General features: G+C 56.8%; 16 protein-coding genes. 7 read left to right on the top strand and 9 right to left on the bottom strand.

Translation table 11 applies throughout. The features are described 5' to 3' along the window. Positions 1-24: 24 nt before the first annotated feature. From K1Y02_02690 to K1Y02_02660, 7 genes are all read right to left on the bottom strand, one after another. On the bottom strand, positions 25-552 hold the full coding sequence (locus tag K1Y02_02690; GenBank protein ID MBX7255244.1) for an SRPBCC domain-containing protein: 528 nt from the start codon (positions 550-552) through the stop codon (positions 25-27). Positions 553-608: 56 nt separating this feature from the next. Further along, on the bottom strand, positions 609-1091 hold the full coding sequence (locus K1Y02_02685) for a GyrI-like domain-containing protein (protein ID MBX7255243.1): 483 nt from the start codon (positions 1089-1091) through the stop codon (positions 609-611). Positions 1092-1153: 62 nt separating this feature from the next. Then, positions 1154-1564, bottom strand: a complete 411-nt coding sequence (locus K1Y02_02680) for a VOC family protein (GenBank protein MBX7255242.1) — start codon at positions 1562-1564, stop codon at positions 1154-1156. A 54-nt stretch (positions 1565-1618) separates the two neighbouring features. Further along, on the bottom strand, positions 1619-2128 hold the full coding sequence (locus tag K1Y02_02675) for an SRPBCC domain-containing protein (protein MBX7255241.1): 510 nt from the start codon (positions 2126-2128) through the stop codon (positions 1619-1621). A gap of 17 nt (positions 2129-2145) precedes the next feature. Then, positions 2146-2679 carry an SRPBCC family protein gene (locus tag K1Y02_02670; GenBank protein MBX7255240.1) on the bottom strand — a complete coding sequence of 178 codons (534 nt, stop codon included), beginning with the start codon at positions 2677-2679 and terminating at the stop codon, positions 2146-2148. A gap of 261 nt (positions 2680-2940) precedes the next feature. Further along, positions 2941-3498, bottom strand: a complete 558-nt coding sequence (locus tag K1Y02_02665) for an SRPBCC domain-containing protein (GenBank protein MBX7255239.1) — start codon at positions 3496-3498, stop codon at positions 2941-2943. 346 nt (positions 3499-3844) lie between these two features. After that, on the bottom strand, positions 3845-4207 hold the full coding sequence (locus K1Y02_02660; protein ID MBX7255238.1) for a metalloregulator ArsR/SmtB family transcription factor: 363 nt from the start codon (positions 4205-4207) through the stop codon (positions 3845-3847). Positions 4208-4583: 376 nt separating this feature from the next. Here K1Y02_02660 and aceE point away from each other — a divergent pair, with 376 nt between their 5' ends. The 4 genes from aceE (at position 4584) to K1Y02_02640 (ending at position 12293) form a co-directional block, all read left to right on the top strand. Next, positions 4584-7256: a pyruvate dehydrogenase (acetyl-transferring), homodimeric type gene (gene aceE, locus K1Y02_02655; protein ID MBX7255237.1), complete on the top strand. Its 2673-nt coding sequence runs from the start codon at positions 4584-4586 to the stop codon at positions 7254-7256. A gap of 133 nt (positions 7257-7389) precedes the next feature. Continuing rightward, a complete protein-coding gene (locus K1Y02_02650; protein ID MBX7255236.1) occupies positions 7390-8760 on the top strand; it encodes a 2-oxo acid dehydrogenase subunit E2 in 1371 nt (456 codons plus the stop codon). 67 nt (positions 8761-8827) lie between these two features. Beyond that, a complete protein-coding gene (gene lpdA / locus K1Y02_02645) occupies positions 8828-10252 on the top strand; it encodes a dihydrolipoyl dehydrogenase (GenBank protein ID MBX7255235.1) in 1425 nt (474 codons plus the stop codon). A gap of 322 nt (positions 10253-10574) precedes the next feature. Continuing rightward, positions 10575-12293, top strand: a complete 1719-nt coding sequence (locus tag K1Y02_02640; protein MBX7255234.1) for an ABC transporter ATP-binding protein/permease — start codon at positions 10575-10577, stop codon at positions 12291-12293. 89 nt (positions 12294-12382) lie between these two features. On the opposite strand, the gene K1Y02_02635 is transcribed toward K1Y02_02640, so the two are convergent. Both K1Y02_02635 and K1Y02_02630 read right to left on the bottom strand, forming a co-directional pair. Next, positions 12383-13042 (bottom strand): hypothetical protein, encoded by a 660-nt coding sequence (locus K1Y02_02635; GenBank protein MBX7255233.1) that lies wholly within the window; start codon positions 13040-13042, stop codon positions 12383-12385. Between the two features lie 81 nt (positions 13043-13123). After that, on the bottom strand, positions 13124-14422 hold the full coding sequence (locus K1Y02_02630) for an MFS transporter (GenBank protein ID MBX7255232.1): 1299 nt from the start codon (positions 14420-14422) through the stop codon (positions 13124-13126). Positions 14423-14759: 337 nt separating this feature from the next. Between K1Y02_02630 and K1Y02_02625 the strand changes: the two genes are divergently transcribed. The 3 genes from K1Y02_02625 to K1Y02_02615 are packed head-to-tail and all read left to right on the top strand — an operon-like array spanning position 14760 to position 18008. Then, complete coding sequence (locus tag K1Y02_02625) at positions 14760-16130, top strand: efflux RND transporter periplasmic adaptor subunit (GenBank protein MBX7255231.1); 1371 nt, start codon at positions 14760-14762, stop codon at positions 16128-16130. Then, entirely contained in the window at positions 16127-16786 is a 660-nt protein-coding gene (locus K1Y02_02620) for an ABC transporter ATP-binding protein (GenBank protein MBX7255230.1), read from the top strand. The genes K1Y02_02625 and K1Y02_02620 overlap by 4 nt, the downstream gene beginning before the upstream one ends. Positions 16787-16799: 13 nt before the next feature. Further along, positions 16800-18008 carry an ABC transporter permease gene (locus K1Y02_02615; GenBank protein ID MBX7255229.1) on the top strand — a complete coding sequence of 403 codons (1209 nt, stop codon included), beginning with the start codon at positions 16800-16802 and terminating at the stop codon, positions 18006-18008. Positions 18009-18038: the final 30 nt, after the last annotated feature.

Raw genomic sequence — 18038 nt, 5'->3', positions numbered from 1 at the left:
CACCAGCAGCCATGAGAGTAAACCCTAAGATCTGCTCAAAAATTCTGCTAGTTGGTCAAGGGTACCGGTGAAGCCTTTGCGCATGGAGTCGAATCCGCCCTCGAAGGTTTCACATTCTTCTTTGGTTGCGTTGATGGGGATGCCTGTTGAATCGGTAATCGTCTTTCCGTCCTGCTCAGTGAATGCAAGCGTGGATAAGACTTCCAGCGGCCACGTTTCGCTCAAAGGATGCCGCAAGATTGCTCCATTCTTGTCACAGAAGGAGACCACGTAGACAAGCCGCTCGGGAACCGTGACTTCGCGGTACACGAACTTGCCCCACATCTCGAAGCCATTTGGAGCCTTCAGTCCGTATAGAAACGTCCCGCCAGGCCGCAGGTCCATGGTGCAGCCGATCCACTGCATCCCTTTTGGTCCCCACCATTTCGATAGGCAGTCGGGGTCTGTCCACGCCTTGAACACCAGTTCGCGCGGAGCTTCGTAGACTCGCGAATGCTGGAATACCTTGGTCCCGTGGACTTGCTGCGTTGGCTGCAGTATCGGTTCACTCATGCTGATGCTCCTTGGTTAGTCCGCAAGTTGCTCACGTGCAAGACGATGAGGTTATGCTAGTCGTGTATAGCCACCCAGAGTTCCACCTCGCCCATACCCGTTTGTGCATCAAAGCGGGAATCGTATCGTTCGATGAAGGGCGATTGGACTGCTTGGTATCCGGATGCGGGTAGTGCCTTGGTCCATACGCTTTGTATCGACTCCGGCAATCCCGCAATGTGACCACGGTGCGTAAATACTGCATAGCGCTGAGCCGGAATGGTCAGGCACTCAAAACCCGCGGGGAGGTTCGATGCGCCGGCGACTTCGACACCTGTAAGGTAGTTGAATTCTCCAGACGCGCTGCCGCTCCAGCACACACCGTAAGCGACTCCATCTACTTGACCCGGCACAGCACCGATATAGGGGGCGAAGCGCTGCCACTGTGCAGGGATGTTCACTCGGGTTGTGTGATTGTAGCGTTCGTTCAAACCTGCAATGTTCAAAGGCCCTGCCGTTTCAACACGCGGGGCGCCGGACAGCACACTTGTTTCGTTCATATTTAGAGTCCTCTAAACGCGCGATGCCGCCGTCTGCAAGGTAGCAACCTATTCAGTCAGTTCTAGTTCGCCGCTTCCGCCATGACCATCCAAGACACTCCGTACCGGTCAGCGACCATTCCGAACATGGGAGACCAGAATGTCTGCATCAATGGCATTTGAATCTGTCCTCCGTCGGCCAGAAGTGAGAAGATTCTCTCGACTTCAGAGACTTCCTTGATGGACATTGCCAGCGCGAAACCCTGGAAATTGCGTTTGCCTTCACACCGGCCGTCGGACATCATGACTTCGGTTTCCCCGACGCGGATACTTGCATGCATGACCTTCTCCGCATGTGCGGGCGAACACTGATCCGGCTCCGGATTCTCTTTGAAACGCATGAACGCCGTGACCTTAGCGCCCAGTGTCGACTTGTAGAATTCAATCGCTTCCTCGCAACTGCCGTCTAGAAACAAATAGGTCTGAACTTTCATCGTCGTTTCCTCTTCTGAGTGGTTGTTTGCCGTGAACATGAATGCGCAATGGCGCTAAGCGTTTGACAGGCAGTCCGCCATCTTGTCGAATGATTCGTTCCAACCCTGCGCGCACATTTCCCGTACGGGCCCTTCGGGTATGCCTTGGTGCTGGATTCGGAATTGGGTTCTTCCACCGAGGTCTTCAAACTTAATCGTGAAATGCATTTCGAGAGGCCAGGCATCGCCCATGCCAATGTCTGCCGCAGAGACTACGTTTCCCTTCTCGTCGGCGAACGAATCCGTTGCGGCGATTCGTTCCAAGGGAACAATCTCTTTATACGTCCCCGTACTCCAGTAATCCTTGCCATCCGGTGCGCGCATGCAATGGTGATAGGTTCCGCCGACGCGCAAATCGATTCGGCTGGCTGGGCAGGTGAAGCACATCGGTCCCCACCAGCGTTGCAGCTCATCTGCGTCTGTCCACGCCTTCCACACCACCTCACGTGGGACATCGAACACGCGCGTGATCTCTATCACGCCGTCCGGAGTAATGGTTGTTTGATTGTCCAGTGTGATTGCCATGATGTCTTTGTCCTTTCTCACGAAGCAGATTCCGCAACGGCCGTCATTTGCGCCAATCCCTTCTCAAAGTCACCGCCGACTATCTTGTCCATGCTCATGACAAGCTGAAAGGCCTTTGCCATGAAGTTGTTCTGTCCGCTCATCGTCCAGGTAATCTCGGTTCCGTTATTGCGGGGCTTGAACGTGAAGACGGTCGTGTTGGTCGCTGCGAACGGTTTAATGAACTCGAGCTTGATCCGGATCAACTCATCCGGAATGCTTTCGAGAATCGTCATGCGCCCCTCCCCCACGTCCTTGTTTCCGTTCCAGGAGTACATCGCGCCAACACCTGATGCCGGGCCCTCGTGGGTCGTTTTCATGTTTGGGTCTCGTTTTGCCCACGGCGACCACGCGTCCCATTTATGGAAATCGTTGACCTGCGCAAACACCGCGGATGGCGGCGCAGAGGTTGTGGCACTTCGGGACACGCTAAACTCCGCCGGACGAGTTGCAATGAATGCGACAATGCCCCCGACAATCAAGACAGCCGCGATCAATACCTTCACAAGCATGGTTGTCTCCTTTCTGGACTTCCTAGCAGGACTTCGATTTCGTTCGGTCACCTACGAACGGCAATTACATGCGGGCAAGTTGAACGGCAAGCGTGGCCAGATTTGCGGACCAACCTTTGTTCATGCCCTTCTTCAGCATCGCATTTCGAATTGCAGCGGTTTCGAAATGCGTTTGAATCATCACTCTATCTGGGGTTCACTTACGCGTCGATAACCAACGATGGTGGCGTATCGAATTTGCGCGCAAGGTTTCGCCGTCGGTCACGCGGCCTCGCATTGCTTGGCAAGCTTTTCTGCAAGACGATCGAAGCAGCTTCCCCAACCGCCTTCGTGGCCTTCACATACGCCCGAGGAGCGGAATGGGGCTTGATGAAACGTCATGTGGGTCTTGCGTCCTTGTTCCTTCAACGTCACCGTCACGACGGTTTCAAGGCCGCGCTCTCCCATCTCATCCCATGCGAACGTGAATACGATGCGCTCCGGCGCAACCACTTCGCGAAAAACACCGCTGTGCCAGAGGTCCTTCTCCCCTGCCGTCGATTTCAGGCGGGCGCGCCACATGCCTCCGGGTCGCGCGTCCATCTCCAGTTCCGAAGCGGGATACTCTCTAGGACCCCACCAGTGCTTGGCATGCGCGGGATCCGTCCACGTCTTGAAAACCAGATCGCGTGGCGCATCAAATACGCGCGTAATAACGAGTTCGTGCGTGGGCAGAGTATCCAGATAGGTTGCAAGACGGCCGATCGTTTGGTTTCCACCTTCGATGGCCCCATGCTCGCGAACGACTAGGTCCCTTGCCTCGGCTGTCGCAAAGACCATCCGCATGGTCAACTTCGTCCTGCCGGCAACGGGCTCAAAGGTGGCCGTCGTGGTGAAGCTGGCACCTGACTTGCCCCCCTTCCCTCTGCCGTGCTTGTACACGATGCGGTCGGGCTTCACGATCTCGAGATAGACGATTGTATTGGGATAATCGGTACCGTCCGGACTGTGCATAGTAAGCTTCCATGTTCCGCCGGGCCGGACATCCATCGTGTGGTTCGTCGTGGTGAATCCGTCGGGACCCCACCACTTGACGATCTGATCGGGGTCCGTCCACGCGGCAAACACGAGATCTCGCGGGGCGTCCAGAATACGGGAGATTACGATTTCCCTGTCGGCAGTCACTTCAGGGGTTGGGCTTTTTCTTGCGGCCATGTTTTCTCTCCTGTTCTTGCAGCTCTCGGAGATAGATCTCGAGGCGGTCCAGACGCTCCTCCCAGAAGCGACGGTACTGCTCCACCCACTCGGCAACACCCTCCAGCGGTTTGGCGTCGAGGCGGCACGGACGCCACTGCGCCTCACGGCTTCGCTGTATCAGCCCTGCCCTCTCCAACACCTTCAGGTGCTTGGAAATTGCTGGCATGGTCATCTTGAACGGCCGCGCCAATTCGGTCACGGACGTTTCACCGGTGGACAGCCTGGCCAGAATTGCTCGGCGAGTCGGATCGGCGAGAGCGGCAAACGTTGTACTGAGGGTATCCTGAGGCATCTGTAATTCACCTTGCAGTTAATTAACCCATCGGTAAAATACACGATCGAGATGCTTCTGTCAAGACCCTTTTCACGACGAGGGCAAAGTTGAGTGGAACATGCGGACTCTGAGTTTCCGAGTGCGTTAAGTGTGCAGGAGAAGCGCTGAGGAGTCCTCAAGGCATGACCCCAAAGTCTTGCACGTGAGCAATTTGCACCGGTGCTTAGTTGCGCCGGTGCAAATTGCGGGCTAGAATATCGCCTCTTAGTTGTGTGTTCAGGGATAAGGTAGGATTCCGCGCAAACAGCGGAGCCAGCCACACCCCGCTGCGACGAATCAGCACGCCTGATGCCACGTCCGGCTACGGAAGGTTCTGTAAGTGGAAGCAAAATCAATAGGTTACGACAGCTCACTCGATGAGGAGCTTGATGACGAAACGCTAGAGTGGATCCAATCATTAAACGATCTGCTTGAGCTGCGCGGCCCTGAGCATGTGGCGCACATCTTGAGCCAGCTACAGATTCGTGCGCACGCGGCGGGAATCAGACTGCCGTTCACAGCCAATACCCCGTATATCAATACCATTCCGGCTGGCGAGCAGCCGCCTTATCCCGGCAGCCGCGAGATCGAGCGCCGCATTAAGAGCTTCGTGCGATGGAATGCGATGGCGATGGTCGTGCGGGCCAACCGCGAAGAAAGCGGCATCGGCGGGCATATTTCCACGTTTGCGTCCGCCGCGACGTTGTATGAAGTCGGATTTAACCATTTCTTCCGCGGCAAAGACGGCGGCCATCCCGGCGACATGATCTATTTTCAAGGACATGCCGCGCCGGGCATCTATGCGCGCGCATTTATGGAAGGGCGCTTGTCGCTGGAGCAGTTGGAGAATTTCCGGGCGGAATTGCATCCAGGTGGAGGCCTCTCCTCCTATCCGCACCCGTGGCTGATGCCGGAGTTCTGGCAGTTCCCAACAGTTTCGATGGGTTTGGGTCCGATCATGAGTATCTACCAGGCCCGCTTCAACCGGTATCTCGAAGACCGCGGCCTGATTTCCGAGAACGACGCAAAAGTATGGGCGTTCCTCGGCGACGGCGAGACGGATGAACCGGAGACCTTGGGCGCAATCACGCTGGCGTCGCGCGAGAAGCTGGACAACCTGATCTTCGTTATCAACTGCAATTTGCAGCGGCTGGACGGCCCGGTCCGTGGCAACGGGAAGATCATGCAGGAGTTGGAGGCGATCTTCCGCGGCGCAGGGTGGAACGTAATAAAGGTGATATGGGGATCGGAGTGGGATCCACTTCTGGCGAAAGACTCCCAAGGCGTTCTCGTCAAACGTATGGGCGAGGTCGTCGATGGCGAGTACCAGAAGTACACCGTCGAGAGTGGCAAGTACATTCGCGATCACTTCTTCAACAACGACCAGCGCCTGTTCAACCTCGCCAAAGGCCTGACAGATGAACAACTGCGGAAACTGAAGCGCGGCGGTCACGACCCTGAAAAAGTGTACTCGGCGTATCACGCGGCCGTGAATCACAAGGGGGCGCCGACGGTCATACTCGCCAAGACCATCAAAGGGTACGGTCTCGGCGAGAGTGGCGAAGGCAAGAACATCACTCACCAGCAGAAGAAACTGAACGAAGACGAATTGCGGGAGTTCCGCACGCGATTTGGCGTGCCGATCTCCGATGAGGACGTTGCGCTTGCGCCGTTCTACCGTCCGCCCGATGACAGCCCGGAGATGTTGTATCTGCAGGAACGACGCAAGACACTTGGAGGATACGTACCGAAGCGGTCGACGCATTGCGCGCCGCTGAAGACGCCCCCGGTATCGTTCTTTGAAGAGTTCCACAAGGGCACGGAAGACAGGGCCATCTCGACGACAATGGCCTTCGTGCGCGTTTTGTCTAAACTGCTTCGCGATAAGGAACTTGGCAAGTACATCGTGCCCATCGTGCCGGATGAAGCGCGCACGTTTGGTATGGAAGCGCTGTTCCGTCAAATCGGAATCTACTCCCACGTTGGGCAGCTCTACGAGCCGGTGGATAGCGACAGTCTCATCTACTACAAAGAAGCCAAGGACGGTCAGATTCTTGAGGAAGGCATTACCGAGGCAGGATCGATGTCGTCGTTCATCGCGGCGGGTACGTCGTATTCGACGCACGGCATACCGATGATCCCCTTCTTCATCTACTACTCGATGTTTGGATTCCAGCGCATCGGTGACCTTGTTTGGGCAGCAGGCGACCTTCGCTGCCGCGGATTCCTGCTGGGTGCAACCGCGGGCCGTACTACGCTGGCGGGCGAAGGTTTGCAGCATCAGGATGGGCATAGCCATCTCTTGGCATCGACGGTGCCGAACCTCGTGACGTACGACCCGGCATATGCCTACGAATTGGCCGTAATCATTCGCGACGGCATCCGGCGGATGTACGAAGAGCAGGAGAGTGTCTTCTACTACATCACCGTGGGCAACGAGAGTTACGCGATGCCCGCCATGCCCAAGGGCGCGGAAGAAGGTATTCTGCGGGGCATGTACAAGCTGCGGCCTTCGGCGAACAAGAAACTGAAGCTGAAAGCGCAGATCCTGGGCAGCGGCGCGATTCTCAACGAAACGCTGAAAGCGCAGGAAATCCTTGCAGAAGACTATGGTGTCGCCGCAGATGTATGGAGCGTTACCAGCTACAAAGAACTGCGCCGCGAGGCCTTGGAAGTCGAACGGTGGAACATGCTGAATCCCGGTGCGAAGCAGAAGGCTTCGTATGTAACGCAATGCCTTGCGAATGAACCGGGTGTCGTCATTGCGGCGTCGGACTATATGAAGGTCATGCCTGACAGCATTTCCAAATGGGTTCCGAAGCGAATGGTTACGTTGGGAACGGACGGCTACGGCCGCAGCGAGTCCCGAAAGATGCTGCGCGATTTCTTTGAAGTGGACGCGCGGTACGTGACTCTGGCCACGTTGCACGGATTGTTGCAGGAAGGCGCAATCAAGCCGGACGTGGTCAAGAAGGCCATGAAGACCCTGGACATCGATCCGAACAAGCTCAACCCGATGGTGAGCTAGGCTGAACACGGCGCGGAAGTGAAGTCAACGGGGGAATGATATTCCCCCATAACGTCAGTGTGGTTCGCGGAGGCATCGGCGCGCACGCGCCGTCCTTCGGAGTGGAACGCTGGATACAGACAGGACAATCGCTATGCCAACTGAATTCAAGTTGCCTGTACTCGCGGAGAACGTCGACAAGGTCACTGTCACGAAGGTGTTCGTGGCCGTGGGCGACACCGTTGCGAAGGATCAAACGGTCCTCGAGATCGAGACCGATAAGGCTGCCGCGGAGGTTCCATCCAGCGTATCCGGGACTGTCACCGAGATTCGTGCAAAGGAAGGCGCGACCCTGCGCGTTGGCGATGTGGTGCTTGTTGTAAAGGAAGACGGCGCGGTGAAAGCAGCCGCACCGGCGGTGAGCGCGCCCGTGAAACCTGAACCTGCACCGGCGGCGAAGCGCGCTCCCTCCCCCGCGCCCGCGCCAAAAGTCGCGGCACCTGCGCAAAAGGTAAGCGTGGTTCCTGCTGCACCGGCGCCATCGCAAGAAGTCGCAGCGGAAGAGCCGGCCGCACAGGTCGAGGAGGGTGCTGAGGCGCGCATCATACGTGGCGGAGGTGTGCCTGTCCCTGCGTCGCCGTCGGTAAGGCGCTTGGCTCGCGAGATTGGCGTAGACATCAACCAAGTGCCAGGTTCTGGTCCCGAAGGGCGCGTGTCGCTCGAAGATGTGAAGGCATTTGCCCGGCTGGTGAATACCGACGTTCGCGGCGTTTCGCCCCGCATGGCCGCCGGAAGCGTTCCGCTTCCCGATTTCACACGCTGGGGAGATATCGAACGTCAAGCCATGAACAGCGTGCGGCGTCGCACGGCCGAGAACATGGCGTCGGCGTGGGTGACCATTCCGCATGTCACGCAGTTCGACAAGGTCGACATCACGCAAATCGAGCAACTGCGCAAGCAATACGGCAAGCGCAGCGAAGCTGCGGGCGCGAAGTTGACGGTCACCGCGATCATCGTCAAAGTGCTTGCCACAGCGCTGAAAAAGTTCCCGCAATTCAATTCCAGCGTTGATATGGAAAACAACGAGATCGTTTTCAAGAAATACGTGAACATCGGCGTAGCGGTGGATACGGACCGAGGCTTGCTGGTCCCTGTCATTCACAACGTCGACCAGAAAACGGTTATTGAGATCGCAATCGAGATGAACGAACTCGCGGAACGCGCGCGTCAGCGGAAAAGCAAACTGGAAGAGATGCAGGGCGGGACTTTCACCGTCAGCAATCTTGGCGGAATCGGCGGCACGTCGTTCACGCCCATTGTCAATCCGCCCGAGGTAGCGATCCTGGGCATCTCTCGCGCACGGGTCGAACCCGTCTACGTCGACGGCCAGTTCGTGCCGCGCACGTTGCTGCCCTTGTCGTTGTCGTACGATCACCGCGTTATCGACGGCGCGGATGCCGCGCGGTTCACGCGCTTCTTAGTCGAAGCGCTTGAGCAACCGTTCTTGTTGTTCCTGGAGGCATAACCCGCGCGAAATCGCGGAGCCTGTGTGCATATCTAACCAGCGCCCGCCGGCGCATTGAGGATAGGAAATGAGCGAGCAGTCGAATGGCAAGCAAGTAGTCGTAATTGGTGGAGGACCCGGCGGCTATGCGGCCGCATTCATGGCGGCCGATCTGGGACTGGACGTAACCATAATCGACCTGGAACCCAATCCCGGTGGAGTCTGCCTATATCGTGGTTGCATTCCATCGAAGGCATTGCTCCACTGCGCCAAGATTATCAACGATGCCGAAGAAGCCGAGCATTGGGGCATCAAATTCGGCAAACCCAAAATCGATCTGGACAAGATGCGTGAAGGCAAGAACTCGGTCGTTGCCAAGATGACGGGCGGGCTGGGGCAGCTCTGCAAAGCGCGCAGGATCCAGTATGTGCAGGGCCGCGCCAATTTCGAAGAATCCCGCCTCGTCAAAGTGACGAGTGAATCGGGCAAAGAACAGATGATCAAGACCGACTACACGATTCTGGCCGCAGGTTCGCGCCCAGCCACGATCCCCGACCTATTAATCGAATCCGAGCGAGTGATGAATTCCACTTCGGCACTGCAGATTCCGGAGATTCCGAAATCGCTGCTCGTGATTGGAGGCGGATACATTGGACTCGAAATCGGGTCGGTGTACGCGGCACTGGGCACTAAAGTGACGGTCGTCGAGATGACCGATGGTTTGCTGCCCGGCGCGGATCGCGACTTGGTAAACATCCTTGCAAAGCGAATGAGCACGATATTCCACAAGATTCTATTGCAGACGAAGGTCAAGGGCCTCTCGGAAGACGCAGATGGGATCGTTGTCACCCTGGAGGATGCGCAGGGCAAGTCGCGCAAAGAGAAGTTTGACCGCGTCTTGGTAAGTATCGGCCGCCGTCCCAATTCGAGCGGACTCGGCTTGAACAACACGGGTGTGACGGTGAACAGCAAAGGGTTCGTTGAAGTGGACCTTCAGCGAAGGACGTCGGACCCGCATATTTTCGCGATCGGCGACATCGCAGGCGAACCCATGCTGGCGCATAAGGCCTCGCATGAGGGTCGCATCGCGGCGGAAGTCATTGCAGGAAACAACGTGGCCTTTGAGCCGCGCGCCATTCCCGCAGTCGTGTTCACCGATCCCGAGCTGGCGTGGTGCGGACTGACGGAAGCGCAAGCCACGGCAGAAGGACGCGAAGTGGAAATCGCGCGCTTCCCGTGGGGCGCGTCGGGCCGTGCGTCGACGTTGAATCGCAGCGACGGCCTCACCAAGCTGATCACCGATCCCACTTCCGGCCAGGTGCTTGGCGTGGGCATTGTGGGTCCCGGCGCTGGTGAGCTTATCTCGCAGGGTGTGCTGGCCATCGAAATGGGCGCGACTGCGTCTGACGTGGGTCTTTCCATTCACCCGCATCCGACGCTGAGCGAGACAATCATGGAAACCGCCGACCTCATCTTTGGTCACGGTACGCATATTTATAAGCCCAAGAAGTAGGCCACTGTTTCCAGACGGAAGTTTCGAGGCTTCGCGCAGTCCAAAGAGGAAAGACGCGGCGAGTTCGAGTTCTTTGAGACACGAAACCCGCTCGCCGTATACTCTCGTTTTGCATGGCAGGTTGCTTCGCCGAACCGGCGATTCTTGGTTGATTCGTTCTCCATAGGCTGCACCCCCGTTCCACTCGCAGCCCATTTCATCATTGAGGAACTACGCGTTGACGGACAAAGACTCGAAGAAAAGACTGCAACTATCCTCAGTCTGGCGGCATGCCAAGTCGTTGGTATGGGCACACCGGCGCAGGCTTTCGCTAGGCCTGACCATGATGCTCATCAATCGTGGAGCGGGATTCGTTCTCCCTTTCTCCACGGAGATTGTGGTCAAGGACCTTTCAAAGGGCCGAGGCGAAATGCTCGTGCCAGTGGGAATCGCGGTCGCCATCGCCACAGTTGTACAGGCCGTCACCGCATTCGCCAACTCGCAGATCATCGGCGTGGCCGCACAACGCGCCATTGCGGACATGCGTCTCCGAGTGCAGAAGCACATCACGCGGCTCCCGGTTCGTTACTTCGATCAAACCCAAACGGGCATTCTCATCTCGCGCATCATGACGGACGCGGAAGGCATCCGGAACCTTGTAGGGACAGGAATCCTGCAGCTCGTCGGCGGGACCTTGACGGCAATCGTGGCATTTGCGGTCCTTGTTTACACCAATTGGCTGCTTACGGTGCTCATCCTTGTTGCGCTGGGTTTCTTCGGTGCGTACATGGCGTATATCTTCTCGACCCTGCGTCCGGTGTTTCGGGAGCGCGGACACATCAACGCGGATGTCACAGGCCGTCTGTCCGAGACATTGGGCGGCATCCGAATCGTCAAAGCGTACACGGCGGAGCGCCGCGAGAATCTCGTGTTTGCAAAGGGAGTCCACCGGCTGTTTCGCAACATTGCCAAGTCGATGACGGGTGTCTCGGCCAGCACGGCCATTTCCACGGTCGTAGTTGGAGCCGTGAGCCTCATCATGATCGTCATCGGCGGCCACGCTTTCATTAATCACACCATGAGCGCCGAGGAACTGACGCGCTACATTGTGTTCACAGCGCTGCTTGCGGCGCCCGTAGTACAAATCGCCTCCATCTCGACACAATTGAGCGACGCCTTCGCGGGACTCGACCGTATTCATGAGATCATGACCATGGCGACCGAAAGCGAGGAAGACGAACAACGAGAGCCGATTGAATCCATGAAGGGGGATGTGACCTTCGAGGATGTTGGATTCGAGTACGTGGCCGACACGCCGGTCTTGCACAACATCTCCTTTCATGCCCCCGCAGGATCGACCACGGCGCTGGTGGGCTCCAGTGGTTCGGGCAAGAGCACCTTGATCTCTTTGGTCATGGCATTCAACAGACCCAACAAGGGGCGTCTCCTCATCGATGGGCGCGATCTGGAGACCTTGCGCCTGCACGACTACCGGGAGCACCTCGGAATCGTCATGCAGGACAACTTCCTGTTCGATGGCACGATTCTCGACAACATCCGTTTCTCGAAACCGAACGCCTCGGTGGAGGAAGTCCTCGAAGTCAGCAAAATTGCCCATTGCGACGAGTTTGTAAGTGGTTTCGAAAACAAGTACGACACCATCGTCGGCGAACGCGGGGTACGGCTCTCCGGCGGTCAGCGTCAGCGTATTGCCATCGCGCGCGCCATACTCGCGAACCCATCCATTTTGATTCTGGATGAAGCGACATCAAGCCTGGATAGCGAGAGCGAAGCGCTGATTCAGGACGGTCTTCGCGCCTTGCGCCGGGGCCGCACGACGTTCGTGATTGCCCACAGGCTATCGACGATTCGAAGCGCGGACCAGATCCTTGTGCTGGAAGAAGGCCGTATCGTAGAGCGCGGCAATCACGAAGAACTCATGACACTGGACGGCCGTTACAGGCAACTCTACGATAAGCAGTATCGAATTGAGGCGGATCGATTCATCAATCCCGGCGAAGACTTCACGTCCAGTCTGCCGGATACCGCGTATAAGACGTGATTCGGGAAGTAGGCTGGAAGGTACATCGCGACATCGCCTCTGACGCAACAAACACCGCTGGCATGAAGCCACCTGACGCGGAAACGTGACTACATCCGTTTTATCTGTTGGTCTGCCAGCGTCGCCTGCTCCAAAGACTCCTCCTCTTGGACTTGTTCACGCCCCGCCTTGGCCGCACTCTCGAAGAGCTGCTTTATGTGCTCCTTCACAATAGGATCGTCTCGGCGCATGCCCATCGGTAACAAGATGTCAAGACTTGGACTAGATAGAGCCTTACCCGGTTCGGGCCTACGTCCCACCCAATCTAACAGCACCTCGAAGGGAACCTTCATCCCCTTGTAGTAGAAGAGTCCTTTCGAATCCGCGCGCAGAATGACGTAGGATTCGTTCGGCATCTCCCATAGGCTCGCTTCCCAGTCTTTTGAGCTATTTAGAATGGCGATACGGTCTCGATCTAACTGAATGCAATACGAGTCAGGGCCACACGTACAACCGCTGTAGTCTAAAGACAGGATTCTCTCAAGACGTTTGGGGGTATCGGGCGCAACTTCCGCCAGGGACTTCAGTTGCTTCGTCGTCAGGGTCACTGTTCCCAAGACCTCAAGTTCTTCAATCTGGTCGGAGCTAAGGCGTATTTCCGTGTTGGGTACCGTGATCTTCATGGTTTCACGGTCAACGGGAATGCCATCTGACAAAGCGACTGGATGGAAAAGCACAAATGCGATTATCAGCGAGTGGAACTTCCGCATCGTCGTGTCTCCACAATCCGATAGCCATCAGGCCAACTGAGAAGATTAATGTAGCGTCCTAGGGTAAGAGTTCCCGTGCTCCTACCCATCACTTTCGGGCGTCGGCAGAATGTTCTTGCTGGCGTATATAGGCCGCACCAATTCGCGGATGCGGGGCAGGCGCGTGGCAAAGATCAGCGCCCCCAGGATACAAGCGATTCCCCCCATGCGCACCGTGAGCGGCGCTCCAAAACGGCTCGCGAGCCCGCCAGCCAGCAGGTTCCCCCAAGGGGTCATCCCCATAAAGGCCATCGTGTAGAAGCTCATGATTCGGCCTCGCTTGTCGTCATCCACGATGGTCTGGAGAATGGTATTGCAGCCCGCAAGGCCAATGAGCATTCCAAATCCAGTCGTCAACAGCAGCAACATGGACACCCACACGTTTGTCGAGAAGGAAAAGGCGACCAGTCCCACGCCAAACAGCGTCACCGCCATAACGAGTATGCGCCCCAGCCCGTGAACGGTCGGACGCGATGCCAGATAGATGGCGCCAGCCAGCGCTCCAAAACCGGCGGTTCCCATTAGAAAGCCCAGTGTGTGGGGACCACCGTGGAGAATCTTCTCTGCAAATATGGGCATGAGTACCGAGTAAGGCACCCCCACGACACTGACGAGCGCCAGCAGGAGCAGCACCGAGCGCACCGGCGAGAAACCGAATGCGTACGTGAATCCTTCCTTGAGACTTGCCAATACCGGGGGATGCTCGGTTACGTGTCTTCGGGGCGACGGACGCATGGCAAGCAGTGCCCCGATGACGGCAAGAAAGCTGATTCCATTGATAAGGAAACATACCCCCTCCCCCACGATGGCGATAAGAATGCCGGCAACGGAAGGACCGATGAGCCGGGCTCCGTTCACCATGGAGGAATTCAAAGCGATGGCGTTTCCCAAGTCGTTTCGATCTTCGACCATCTCGACGAACAGAGACTGGCGGGCGGGAATGTCAAAGGCATTTATGCAACCGAGGAAGACACTCAGCGGGATCAATTGCCAGACCGAAATCCAGCCGGTCAGCACCAGGGAAGCGATCGCCAGCGCCTGGATCATAGACAGTGTCTGCGTGGCCACGAGAATCTTCCGGCGTTCCCATCGGTCGGCCAATACACCCGCAAACGGCGCGACAAACATGGAAGGAATCTGGCCGCAGAACCCGACCAGCCCAAGCATGAAAGGCGAATTGGTCAACCTGTACACGAGCCAGCTCATCGCAATAATCTGCATCCAGGTACCGACTAGTGAGATGGTCTGGCCAACAAAAAAAAGTCGAAAATCTCGATACCGGAGCGCTCGAAGGGCTCGAACACTCCAATGAGGATGAGTCTTGTTCAGTTCGGAAGACATGGAACTCCCGCGTTGCGCCGTCAAGTCCTGAATGCCACGGTTGTCTTTATCCTACAGAAATCCCGCATCAAGTGCTCGTGTAACCTTCTTTCGACTCCGTGGCAACTATACAGTAGTCGGCGCGGATCTGACTTGTGCCAGCCCAACGGGGCATTGCACGGGGTACATCAGGTTCATATGACGTCTTGAGGCAGACGCCGAGGCGTACTTCATACGAATAGCCGCCGGAGACGATGCTATACTAGGCGCGAGCGTTTGGAAAAAGCGCAGCGCGTACCGTGGTACACCCCGCGCCCGTTCGCTTTGCGGTATCACCAGCACGGAAAGAGGAAGTCGGATGAGTTGGCAGAAGGCGATTAAGGTACTGATTACGATAGCCTTGTTGGTGGGAGCCGGTATCTGGGGCTTCAAGTGGTGGAAGGGGGAAGACAAGACACCGGAGGCCGAAGCATCGACCTTAAAGACGGCTCAAGTGACCCGCGGACACATTCGCCAGGTCGTTTCATCTCCCGGGTCGGTCGTTTCCAACCTCGACGTCGAGATCAAGTGCCGCGCGAGCGGAGAAGTAATCAAACTGCCGTTTGACCTGAGCGATCCGGTGAAAAAGGGCGATCTACTACTTGAACTGGACCCCGTCGATCAGGAACGTCTGGTCCAGCAGTCACAGGCCTCGTTGTCTGCATCGGAAGCACGCTTGGCGCAGGCCAAATCGTCGTTGGCGGCGGCGGAACAAGCATTGATTGCCGACAGGCAAAAAGCTTCGGCGGCCGTTCAGGCTGCAGAAGTGCGTGCGCGCGACGCGGCCGCAAAGGCCGAGCGCGAGGCGCAATTGCTGGAAAAGAAGTACTCCAGCCAAGAGGGCGTGGAGACTGCGCAGACGACGGCAGCGCAAGCGAAGCAAGAACTACAGACTGCCAAGGCGCAATTGGAGTCACTCAAAGCACAAGAACTGAGTCTGGAAACGAGCAGGCAACAGATCAAGCTCGCCGAAGCCCAAGTTGAATCGGACAAGATCGCCTTGTCGCTTGCCAATCGGCAACTTGGATACACCAAGGTGTTCTCGCCCATCGACGGCGTTGTGGCAAAGCGTACGGCTCAGATCGGGCAGATCATTTCGTCGGGGATCAGCAATGTCGGCGGCGGCACGACGGTCCTGACGCTTTCCGATCTCTCGCGCATTTTCATCCTAACGTCCGTGGATGAAGCAGATATCGGCCAAATCAAGATCGGCCAAGAAGCCGAAGTTACGGCGGATTCGTTTCAAGGCGTCAAGTTCAAGGGAAGGGTGGATAGAATTGCCACCAACGGCTTGAATGTGCAGAACGTAGTCACGTTTGAAGTTCGCGTCGAAGTGCTGGGAGATAACAAGTCGCTTCTAAAACCGATGATGACAACGACCGTGGACATCCTCATCGCGGACAAGCAGGATATCCTTGTCGTGCCGGTCGAGGCCGTTGACCAAAAGGGCGGAGCGCATGTGGAGCTTGCGAAATCGGACGGAACGCCCGGCGAGCGCAAACAGATCGAAGTAGGCATTCACGACAAAGATAATCTGGAAGTCGTAAGCGGGCTGTCGGAAGGCGACAGCGTCATTGTACGCAGCCTGGAAGAAGACAGCCGTTGGCGCGCAGAAAACGGCGGAGCACAGAACGATGCGCGCCGGCGCATGATGATGATGCGAACCATCGGCGGAGGTGGCCGCCGGTGATTGAAGTCCAGGAGGTCTGCAAGACCTACGTGCTCGGCGGAGCGACCGTCAATGCGCTGGATCATGTCTCAATGCGTGTAAACGACGGCGAGATGGTCGCTATCACGGGTCCGTCCGGCAGCGGTAAGTCAACGTTAATGCATATCCTCGGATGCCTCGATACGCCCGACGCAGGAACGTATGTGCTCGCCGGGGAAAACGTGGCGGGATTGTCGCGCGATCGGCTGGCCGAAATCCGTAACCAACATATCGGTTTCGTTTTTCAAACGTTCAACCTGCTTCCCCGTCTTTCGGCCCTCGAGAATGTCGAGCTGCCCCTGTTGTATTCACGGCGGCAAGATGCCAGGAAACTCGCTGCGCAGGCGCTTGAAGTGGTGGGGCTTCAAGACCGCATGTATCACGAACCCAATCAGATGTCTGGCGGTCAGCGCCAACGCGTCGCCGTTGCGAGGGCAATTGTCTCAAACCCGTCTATGATTTTGGCCGATGAACCCACGGGGAACTTGGACTCCAAGACGGGCCAGGAGATTCTGTCCCTGTTCAAGAGCCTGAATGCGTCTGGCCGAACAATCATTGTCGTGACGCACGACGCAAACGTTGCCGATCATTGCGAGCGTTCCGTGCGCATCCTGGACGGACGCATCGTGGAAAGCTGACGGAGACCGAAACGTGTATTTCATGGTCTTGCTGAAAGTCGCCGTTTACAGTCTATTCGCAAACAAACTGCGTTCTTTTCTTGCGGTGTTAGGCGTGATCATCGGTGTCGGCGCGGTCATCGCCATGCTGGCGATTGCTGCAGGCGCGAAAGCACAGGTTCTGACAACTATCAGCGCGATGGGAACGAATCTCCTGGTTGTGCGCCCCGCGCAACACGGAAGCGGTGGCGTCATGACGGGCACCCAGCAAAACCTGACCGTAGAAGACGCCCAGGCCATTCTGGCCGAAGTCCCCAATGTGTTGCGTGTTGCGCCGGTCGTGCAAGGACGTGGCCAGCTCAAGTACTACAACAAGAACACCGCCACCTCGGTTATCGGCTCGTCAGTAACATATATCCCACTTCGAAATTTCGAGATCGAACGGGGACGTCTCTTTACGGACGCAGAAGAGGAACGGATGGCGAAAGTGACGATTATGGGTCCGGTCGTGGCGCAAAACCTCTTTGGCGAAGACGATCCTGTAGGTGCGACGATTAAACTCAACGGAATCAACTTTCATGTCATCGGCATAACCAAATCCAAGGGAGATCAAGGCTGGTTCAATCCCGACGACAACATTGTTATCCCCTACACCACCGCGATGAAACAGCTATTCGGCATGGATTATTTGCGCGAGATTGATATTCAATGCGTCGCAGGGGCTGACTTGATGAAGGTTCAGGACGACGTGACTGCCCTGATTCGGAAACGTCACCGCATCCTTCCGGAAATGCCGCCAGACATCGAGATCCGCAATCAGGCCGATCTGCTCTCCACGGCTTCCGCCGTAACACAAACGTTCACGGTTTTGCTCGGTGCTGTCGCCAGCATTTCATTGCTGGTCGGCGGCATCGGCATTATGAATATCATGCTCGTGACGGTGACCGAGCGTACGCGCGAGATTGGTATACGAAAGGCCATTGGAGCCAAGGACCGCGACATTTTGCGGCAGTTCCTTTTTGAGGCCATCTTGATGAGCGGCCTTGGCGGCGTCATCGGTGTGGCCGCCGGAGTGGGCGCAGCCGTCATGGTATCGCGATTGACAACGTTCACCACGGTGCTGCAGATGCAGAGCATCGTCATGGCGATGCTGTTCGCGACAGCCGTCGGTGTCTTTTTTGGATATTACCCTGCGCGACGCGCCGCCAAACTGAATCCTATTGACGCGTTGCGATACGAGTAGAAATCAGATGTAGCTGGTCGCCCAAAGCGG

The sequence above is a fragment of the Candidatus Hydrogenedentota bacterium genome (genome assembly GCA_019695095.1).
Classification (GTDB): domain Bacteria; phylum Hydrogenedentota; class Hydrogenedentia; order Hydrogenedentales; family SLHB01; genus JAIBAQ01.
This window is presented reverse-complemented; position numbering and strand designations above follow the sequence as displayed.